General features: G+C 69.5%; 8 protein-coding genes. 6 read left to right on the forward strand and 2 right to left on the reverse strand.

Going from position 1 to position 8,415, the window contains the following annotated elements:
- On the forward strand, nucleotides 1-536 hold a 536-nt coding region (locus ACTHL9_RS09335; protein WP_440518587.1), incomplete at its 5' end, for a GNAT family N-acetyltransferase.
- A 2-nt stretch (nucleotides 537-538) separates the two neighbouring features.
- Here ACTHL9_RS09335 and ACTHL9_RS09340 read toward each other — a convergent pair.
- Both ACTHL9_RS09340 and ACTHL9_RS09345 read right to left on the reverse strand, forming a co-directional pair.
- Nucleotides 539-1,198, reverse strand: a complete 660-nt coding sequence (locus ACTHL9_RS09340) for a response regulator (protein WP_440518589.1) — start codon at nucleotides 1,196-1,198, stop codon at nucleotides 539-541.
- Nucleotides 1,195-2,919, reverse strand: a complete 1,725-nt coding sequence (locus ACTHL9_RS09345) for an ATP-binding protein (protein ID WP_440518590.1) — start codon at nucleotides 2,917-2,919, stop codon at nucleotides 1,195-1,197. The genes ACTHL9_RS09340 and ACTHL9_RS09345 overlap by 4 nt, the downstream gene beginning before the upstream one ends.
- Before the next feature lie 154 nt (nucleotides 2,920-3,073).
- Between ACTHL9_RS09345 and ACTHL9_RS09350 the strand changes: the two genes are divergently transcribed.
- From ACTHL9_RS09350 to ACTHL9_RS09370, 5 genes are all read left to right on the forward strand, one after another.
- Nucleotides 3,074-4,504: a CitMHS family transporter gene (locus tag ACTHL9_RS09350; protein ID WP_440518591.1), complete on the forward strand. Its 1,431-nt coding sequence runs from the start codon at nucleotides 3,074-3,076 to the stop codon at nucleotides 4,502-4,504.
- A 141-nt stretch (nucleotides 4,505-4,645) separates the two neighbouring features.
- On the forward strand, nucleotides 4,646-4,942 hold the full coding sequence (gene gatC, locus ACTHL9_RS09355; protein WP_440518592.1) for an Asp-tRNA(Asn)/Glu-tRNA(Gln) amidotransferase subunit GatC: 297 nt from the start codon (nucleotides 4,646-4,648) through the stop codon (nucleotides 4,940-4,942).
- An 8-nt stretch (nucleotides 4,943-4,950) separates the two neighbouring features.
- Nucleotides 4,951-6,486 (forward strand): Asp-tRNA(Asn)/Glu-tRNA(Gln) amidotransferase subunit GatA, encoded by a 1,536-nt coding sequence (gatA, locus tag ACTHL9_RS09360; RefSeq protein ID WP_440518593.1) that lies wholly within the window; start codon nucleotides 4,951-4,953, stop codon nucleotides 6,484-6,486.
- Nucleotides 6,486-7,991 carry an Asp-tRNA(Asn)/Glu-tRNA(Gln) amidotransferase subunit GatB gene (gene gatB / locus ACTHL9_RS09365; RefSeq protein WP_440518594.1) on the forward strand — a complete coding sequence of 502 codons (1,506 nt, stop codon included), beginning with the start codon at nucleotides 6,486-6,488 and terminating at the stop codon, nucleotides 7,989-7,991. The genes gatA and gatB overlap by 1 nt, the downstream gene beginning before the upstream one ends.
- Before the next feature lie 186 nt (nucleotides 7,992-8,177).
- The coding region (locus ACTHL9_RS09370) for a VOC family protein (protein ID WP_440518595.1) at nucleotides 8,178-8,415 on the forward strand (238 nt) is incomplete at its 3' end.

The raw sequence follows: 8,415 nt of genomic DNA on the forward strand, positions 1-8,415 counted from the left end.
GGCGGGATCGAGTTCTCCGGCCGCTTCCCGGTCGAGTGAGCCGCGCCCTGACGGTCCGCGAGGCCACCGAAGCGGATTATGCGGAGATCGCCCGCATCACTCGGGCCGCCTATCTGGGTGCGGGCTATTTCGAGGACGCCAGTCACCCGTACATGCAACAGGTGGTTGACGTCGCGTATCGGGCGGCCCGCGGGACGGTACTCGTCGCGGAGCGAGAAGGCCGCCTGGTCGGTTCTGTCACGCTCATGGCATCTGGCGATGGTTTCGAGCAGGTCGCCCGTGCGGGGGAGTTCGAGTTCCGGCTGCTCGTCGTCGATCCGCAGGTCCAGCGCACCGGTGCTGCGACCGCCCTGGTCGCCGAGGTCGAGGCGAGGGCGAAGCGCGCGGGGGCTTCCGCCGTCGTGCTCACCACCGGGTCGGACTGGGAGGCGCCGCACGCGCTGTATGCGCGGCTCGGCTACGCGCGCGCTCCTGAGCGCGACTGGCCCATCCCGCACACAGACATCTGGCTTCCGGTATACCGGAAGGAGCTGTAGCCTCACCCGCGCAGCCCGTAGCGGTGCTCGGGGCGCCCCGTGGAGCCGTACCGGAGCTGGATCTCCACGGAGCCGTCGTCGGCGAGGGCAGCGAGATAGCGCTGTGCTGTGGCGCGGGAGACGCCGACGACGGCGGCCACCTCCGCAGCGGACAGGAGGTCTCCGGATCCGAGGGCCTCGAGGACAGCAGTTTCTGTACCCGAGCGAGGTCTTGTTGCGGTGGTGGCCTCGCGCCCGCCGAACAGCGCTCGCCGCGCCCGGTCCACGGCGGCTTGGTCGAGGGTCCCGGGGCCCCGAAGCAGACGGCGGTAGCGGGCGTAGCCCCGAAGCACCGCCTCGAGGTCTTCGGCCGTGAACGGCTTGATGAGGTAGCCGAGCGCGCCCCGGCGGAGGGCCAGGCGGATCGAATCGGGATCGGCGGCCGCGGTGAGGATGAAGGTGTCGACGTCGAGGGTGCGCAGCAGCTCGAGGCCAGGCGTGTCGGGGAGGTAGACGTCGAGCAGTACGAGGTCCGGGCGCAGAGCGTGCACCGCATGGAGCGCCAGCGAGGCGGTCCCTACCGGCGCGAGGGCTGAGAAGCCTGGGACACCGTCCACGTACGTCGCGTGCAATCGGGCCACGTGGAAGTCGTCGTCGACGATGAGCACCCTGAAGTCGGTCATGCAGAACTCCTCCCCACAATGCGCGCCCCGAAGACGGCGCCGGGGCCGCCGGGCCGTCCGGGCGAGATGAGCCAGACGTCTCCTCCGCGCCGCCGGGCCAGCTGCCGGGCCAGGGGAAGGCCGATCCCGTGGCCCGAGGGCGGCTCGAGCCGGTCCGTCTCAGCCCCTGCAATCGCGGGCCGCGTCGTGTAGCCGGGCTCGAAGAGCTGCTCCGGGGCCGCCGCGCCGATCCCGTCCCCGGAATCCGCGACCACGAGGTGAAGGGTGGGGCCGTCGTCGAGAAGCTCGACCTCCACCCACCGTTCTCCGTTCTCGTCCTGAGCGCCGGCCACGGCGGCACGCACGGCGTTGTCGACCAGGTTCCCCAAGACTGTGGTCACGTCCTGTGGGGCGGCAACCGGTTGGCGGACCAGGGTCTCGGCACCCAGGCGAAGGACCACGCCGCGCTCGGCGGCTTCGATCCCCTTCGCGCCAAGGAAGGCCTTGAGCGAGGGGTCGCCCAGCAGCTCAGCCTGCTCGAGCGGATAGTCGAGCGGACCTGAGGCGGCGAGCCGACCCAAGTAGCCCCGGGCTTGCTCGGCCTCCCCGATATCCAGAAGACCGGCGACGGTGTGGAGCTGGTTGCTGAACTCGTGGCGCTGGGCGCGGAGCGCCTCGGTGAGGGCGCCCACCGCGTCGAGCTGGCGGGTCAGCCGCTGCAGCTCCGTCCGGTCCCGGAGCATGACGACCCAGCCGAGTTCCTGCGAGCCGCGCACCACCCGGCGGGCGCTGGCCACAAGGACGCGGTCTCCGGCGACGAGCTCGCGCGTGGGGCCGTCCGTGTCGGGCGTGGTGAGGGCGCGCAGCGCCTCGGGCACCGGCGCGGCCGCCCAATCCGTGCCCGTGAAGTCTTCGGGCCCGAGGAGGAGTCGGCGCGCCGCATCGTTGACGACTGACACCCGGCCGTCGCGCGAGATCCCGATGACTCCCTCGTCGATCCCGCGGAGCACGGCCTCCTGATCCTGGACCAGGGTGCCGATGTCCTCTGGCTCGAGCCCCAGGGTCAGGTGCGACAGGCGCCGGCGGAGGGCGAGGGAAGCCAGTGCCCCGGCCGCCAGAGCGAGCGTCGCGGTCCCCGCGACGGCGAGGCCGTCACGGCCCAGGCCGTCGACCACGCTCGAGCGCGCGAAGCCCGTGCTGACCTCCCCGACCACCGCTCCCGCCTTCTGCGCCGCGCCCTCGGGCGCGAGGATGGGCACCTTGGCGCCGACCGAGGGGCCGAGCGTTCCCGTGTTGCGGGCGGTCTCCTCACCTCCCGCGAGGGCCACGTCCGGGGCCGTGCTCACCTTCTCGCCGAGCCGCGCGGGGTCGGGGTGGGCGAGACGAAGGCCCTGCTCATCGGTGACGACGACGAAGAGCGCCCCGGTGCGCTGTCTCGCCGCCTCCGCCGAGGCCATGATCGGGCCCGCCGCGAGCTGAGCCGGCGGGGGAGTGCCCGGCTGGGCCGCGATCGAGGCGACTTCCCGGCGCACGTCGGGATCGGCCGCGACGGCCCGCGCGAGGGTGAGGGCGTTGTCCTCGGCCTCCGTCCAGAGGCGCTCGTACGCCAGCCAGAGGTGGGATCCGGCCGCGAGGACGACGGCGAGCGCCACGGCTGCCAGTTGGAGCAGCAGGATTCGGGTGGAGAACCGCAATCCCCGCCGCGCTCCCACGCCATGGGCGCGCTCCGTCGTCGTGCTCATCTGCTCATGCTATGCATGCGCAGAATGCGCAGAACCCGAAGAATGCGCAGTACTTCGGCCAATTCACGGAAACCCCGGTTCGGTCCCGGAGCCCGGCTACGTTCTGTAGCGCGCATCACAGCGGAGTGATGCCTTTCACAGAGAGGAGCCAGCGATGCTGGTACTGCTCGGCTTCGGGATGATCGCCGTCTTCATGGCGCTCATCATGACCAAGAAGCTCACCCCGGTGCTCGCGCTGATCATCGTGCCCACCGTCTTCGGCCTCTTCGCCGGCGCAGGGCTCGGCATCGGAGACATGGTCCTCACGTCCATGAAGTCCATGGCGTCGACGGCCGCCCTGCTGATGTTCGCCATCATCTACTTCGGCCTGATGATCGATGTTGGCCTCTTCGACCCCCTCGTCAAGTTCATCCTGCGCAAGCTCGGCAACGACCCGGCCAAGGTGGTCCTCGGCACGGCGCTGCTCGCGGCCGCCGTCTCCCTCGACGGCGACGGATCGACCACCTTCATCCTCACGACCGCGGCGATGCTGCCCATCTACCTGCGTCTTGGCCTGAGCCCCGTGGTGCTCACCTGCGTCGCCGGCCTGGCCAACGGGACCATGAACATCCTCCCCTGGGGCGGCCCTACGGCCCGTGCGGCCGCCGCACTCAAGATCGATGTCAACGACGTCTTCGTCCCCATGGTCCCCTCGCTTCTCGCCGGCCTCGTGCTCGTGATCCTCTTCTCGTGGCAGCTCGGTCTGCGGGAGCGCCGCCGCCTCGCCGCGGAGCGTCCCGAAGTGTGGGGCCCCGGCGGCTCTGGTTTCTCCGGGAGCGCCTTCACCGCGGAGCGGGGCGGACAGCGGACGACGCCGGGCGGCGGGCTCGCGCTCGCAGAGTCGGCTGAGCCGGTGCTCACCCTCGAGAATGAGTCGATGGGCGGCACCGCCCTCGACCCGACGCGCTCCACGCTGCGCCCGAAGCTGTTCTGGTTCAACCTCGCGCTGACCGTCGGCATCATGGTGCTGCTCGTGGCCAACGTCCTGCCGCTGCCGTACGTCTTCATGGTCGGCGCCGCCGTGGCCCTCGTGGTCAACTTCCCGAGGGTCAAGGACCAGGCCGCGCAGTTGGTGGCGCACGCGCCCTCGATCGTCGCCGTCGTCTCGATGGTGATGGCGGCCGCCGTCCTCACTGGCGTGCTGACCGGCAAGATGAACGGCACGACGATCGTCCAGGAGATGTCGTCCTGGCTCGTGTCGATCATCCCGGCCGAGGCCGGCCCGTTCATGGCAGTCATCACGGGCGTCCTCTCCATCCCGATGACCTTCTTCATGAGCAATGACGCGTTCTACTTCGGCGTCCTGCCGATCCTCTCCGAGACCGCGGGCCACTACGGCATCGGCGCCGCGGAGATGGCACGTGCTTCGATCACGGGCCAGCCGTTCCACCTCCAGAGCCCGCTGGTGCCGGCGATCCTCCTGCTCGTCTCCCTCGCCAAGGTCGAGCTCGGCGACCACCACAAGCTGGTCCTCTGGCGCACGGCGGCGATCTCGCTCGTTATGCTCGCCGTCGGTGTGCTGATCGGCGTCATCGGAATCGGGTAGCTCCCTCGGCCCACGGCCCCGGGTTTCGGACATCGCCCTCGCGCTTCTGCGGGGGGCAATGTCTGGATCCCCGGGGCATTTCCGTTCTCGCCGCGCGACTAGACTGGACGGCGATACCTAACCACCGCACAGGGGAGATCCATGGCTGAGATCACTCGTGACGACGTTGCGCACTTGGCGCAGCTTGCGCGCATCGAGATGAGTGCAGAAGAGCTGGACCGGATGGCGGGAGAGCTCGCCCACATCGTCGACGCCGTCAAATCGGTGAGCGAGGCCGCGGGCCCGGATGTCCCTGCAACCTCCCACCCGATCGCGCTCAGCAACGTCTTCCGTGAGGACGTCGTGGGTCATGTGCTGACGCCCGAGGAGGCGCTGTCCGGCGCGCCCGACGCAGAGGACAGCCGTTTCAAGGTCCCGGCCATCCTGGACGAGGAGTGAGCGCCCGAATGAACGAGCTGATTACGAGCACGGCCACGCAGCTGGCCGAGAAGCTATCCGCGAAAGAGGTCTCCTCCGAGGAGGTCACGCAGGCGCACCTCGACCGGATTGCCGAGGTCGATGAGCAGGTCCACGCCTTCCTGCACGTCAACACCGAGGAGGCGCTCGCCGTCGCCCGCGAGGTCGACTCGGTCCGCGCCGCGGGCGGGGATGACGCCGCCGCCCTCCATCCGCTGGCCGGCGTGCCGATCGCGATCAAGGACCTCATCGTCACCGTCGGCCAGCCGACGACGGCGGGCTCCCGCATCCTGGAGGGCTGGAAGAGCCCCTATGACGCGACCGTCATCCGCAAGATCAGGGCCGCCAAGCTTCCGATGCTCGGCAAGACGAACCTCGACGAGTTCGCGATGGGCTCCTCCACCGAGCACTCCGCCTTCGGTCCCACGCGCAACCCGTGGGACCTCGACCGGATCCCCGGCGGTTCCGGTGGCGGCTCCGCGGCTGCGGTGGCCGCCTTCGAAGCGCCACTTGCCCTCGGCACGGACACGGGCGGGTCCATTCGCCAGCCCGGCGCGGTCACCGGAACGGTCGGCGTGAAGCCGACGTACGGCGCGGTGTCCCGCTACGGCGCGATCGCGATGGCATCGAGCCTCGACCAGATCGGCCCGGTCTCCCGGTCGATTCTTGACGCCGCCCTCCTGCAGGAGCTCATCGGCGGCCATGATCCGTTCGACTCGACCTCCCTGACCGACTCGTTCGACAACCTCGCCGAAGCTGCCCGGAGCGGCAGCGTCAAGGGGCTGCGCATCGGCATCGTGAAGGAACTCGGCGGCGAGGGCTTCCAAGCCGGCGTCGAGGCGCGCTTCCGCGACGCCGTGGAGCTGCTCCGCGGCGCGGGCGCGGAGATCGTCGAGGTCTCGTGCCCCAACTTCAAGTACGCCCTCGGCGCGTACTACCTCATCATGCCGTCTGAGGTCTCCTCGAACCTCGCGAAGTTCGATGGCGTCCGCTACGGCCTGCGGGTCCTGCCCAAGGACGGCCCGCTCACGATCGAGCGCGTCATGGGTGCCACTCGCGCCGCTGGGTTCGGCGACGAGGCGAAGCGCCGTATCATCCTCGGGACCTACGCGCTCTCGGCCGGCTACTACGACGCCTACTACGGTTCGGCCCAGAAGGTCCGCACGCTCATCCAGCGCGACTTCGACGCGGCGTTCGCTCAGGCGGACGTGCTCATTTCCCCGACGGCGCCCACCACGGCGTTCCCGCTCGGCGAGAAGCTCGATGATCCATTAGCTATGTATCTAAACGACGTCGCAACCATCCCGGCGAATCTCGCGGGCGTCCCCGGCCTGTCCCTCCCGGGCGGTCTCGCGGACGAGGACGGCCTGCCCGTCGGCGTCCAGCTCCTCGCGCCTGCCCGCGAGGACGCCCGCCTGTACAAGGTCGGCGCCGTCCTGGAATCCCTGCTCGAGGCGCAGTGGGGCAGCCCGCTGCTGGCGAAGGCTCCGGTCCTCGGGACCGAGAAGACCGGAGGTGTGAAGTAATGGCTGACCAGATCCTGTCTTTCGATGAGGCCATGGAGCAGTTCGACCCGGTCCTCGGCTTCGAGGTCCACGTCGAGCTCAACACGAAGACCAAGATGTTCTCCTCGGCTCCGAACGCGTTCGGCGACGACCCGAACACGAACGTCAACGAGGTCGACCTCGGCATGCCCGGTGTGCTCCCCGTGGTCAACAGGGCTGCCGTCGAGTCGTCGATCAAGATCGGCCTCGCCCTCAACTGCGAGATCGCCGAGTCCTGCCGCTTCGCCCGGAAGAACTACTTCTACCCGGACACGCCGAAGAACTTCCAGACGTCGCAGTACGACGAGCCCATCGCCCATGATGGCTGGATCGACATCGAGCTCGAGGACGGGGAAGTGTTCCGCGTAGAGATCGAGCGCGCGCACATGGAGGAGGACGCCGGCAAGCTGACCCATCTGGGCGGGGCAACCGGTCGCATCCAGGGAGCAGACTACTCGCTCGTCGACTACAACCGTGCGGGCGTCCCGCTTGTCGAGATCGTCACGAAGCCGATCGTCGGGGCCGGCCGTCGCGCCCCCGAACTGGCTCGCGCCTACGTCTCGGCGATCCGCGAGATCGTGAAGAACCTCGGGGTGTCGGATGCCCGCATGGAGCGCGGCAACGTCCGATGCGACGCGAACGTCTCCCTCATGCCGAAGGGCGCCACGAAGTTCGGCATCCGCTCGGAGACCAAGAACGTCAACTCGCTGCGGTCCGTCGAGCACGCCGTGCGCTTCGAGATCCAGCGCCACGCGGCGGTTCTCGCGGCGGGGGAGAAGGTCACCCAGGAGACGCGCCACTGGCACGAGGACACGCGGACGACGACGTCGGGTCGCCCCAAGAGCGATGCAGACGACTACCGCTACTTCCCCGAGCCAGACCTCGTGCCGGTCGTCGCAACCCGTGAGTGGGTGGAGTCGCTCCGTGCGCAGCTTCCCGAGCCCCCGGCCGAGCGTCGCAAGCGCCTGAAGGCTGCGTGGGGCTACTCCGATCCCGAGTTCCGGGACGTGGTGAACGCTGGCGTGATGGACTCGATCGAGGAGACGATCGCGGCGGGCGCGAGCCCGGCCGCTGCGCGCAAGTGGTGGATGGGCGAGATCGTCGGGCGGGCAAAGGTCGCCGACGTCGATCCTGCGGAGCTCGGCGTGAGCCCGGAGGCGATCGTCGAGCTCAACGGCCTCGTCGAGGGCGGAAAGCTCAACAACAAGATGGCCGGCCAGGTGCTCGACGGCGTCATCGCCGGCGAGGGCACGCCCACGCAGGTCATGGAGTCCCGCGGGCTGGTCCTCGTGTCCGACGACGGCCCCCTCCTTGAGGCGATCGACGCGGCTCTCGCCGCGCAGCCCGACGTGGCGGACAAGATCCGCGGTGGCAAGACTCAGGCCGTGGGCGCGATCGTCGGCGGGGTCATGAAGGCCACTCGTGGCCAGGCCGACGCGAACCGAGTGCGCGAGCTCATCCTCGAGAAGCTGGGCGTCAACGCGTAGCTGCGCTGTCTGACCGCGAAAGGGAGCCGCGAGGACCGAAAGGCCCTCGCGGCTCCCTTCGTTCCGAGCAGTTCCGCGGCTTTCCCGCACCTCCGCGCTGGGTCCGGCGCGGAGGTGCGGGTCCGGCGCGGAAACGCGGTGAGCGGACCCTCGTCGTCGCCTCGAACCGGCCCTAGGCTGATCGCCATGAGTTCGCCGATCACGTTTCAGGCCACAGTCCTCGGAGCACCCGACCCTCAGGAGCTCGCACGTTTCTACGCCAATCTCCTCGGATGGGAGCTGGGGGAGGACAGCCGGGAGTGGTGCACGGTGCTGAACCCCGCGGGCGGCCCGAAGCTCTCCTTCCAGGTCGAGGACAACTTCGAAGCCCCGGCCTGGCCCGAGCAGCCGGGAAAGCAGCAGATGATGATGCACCTTGACCTCA

Origin of the sequence: Sinomonas sp. (genome assembly GCF_051955515.1) — a bacterium.
Lineage (GTDB): Bacteria > Actinomycetota > Actinomycetes > Actinomycetales > Micrococcaceae > Sinomonas.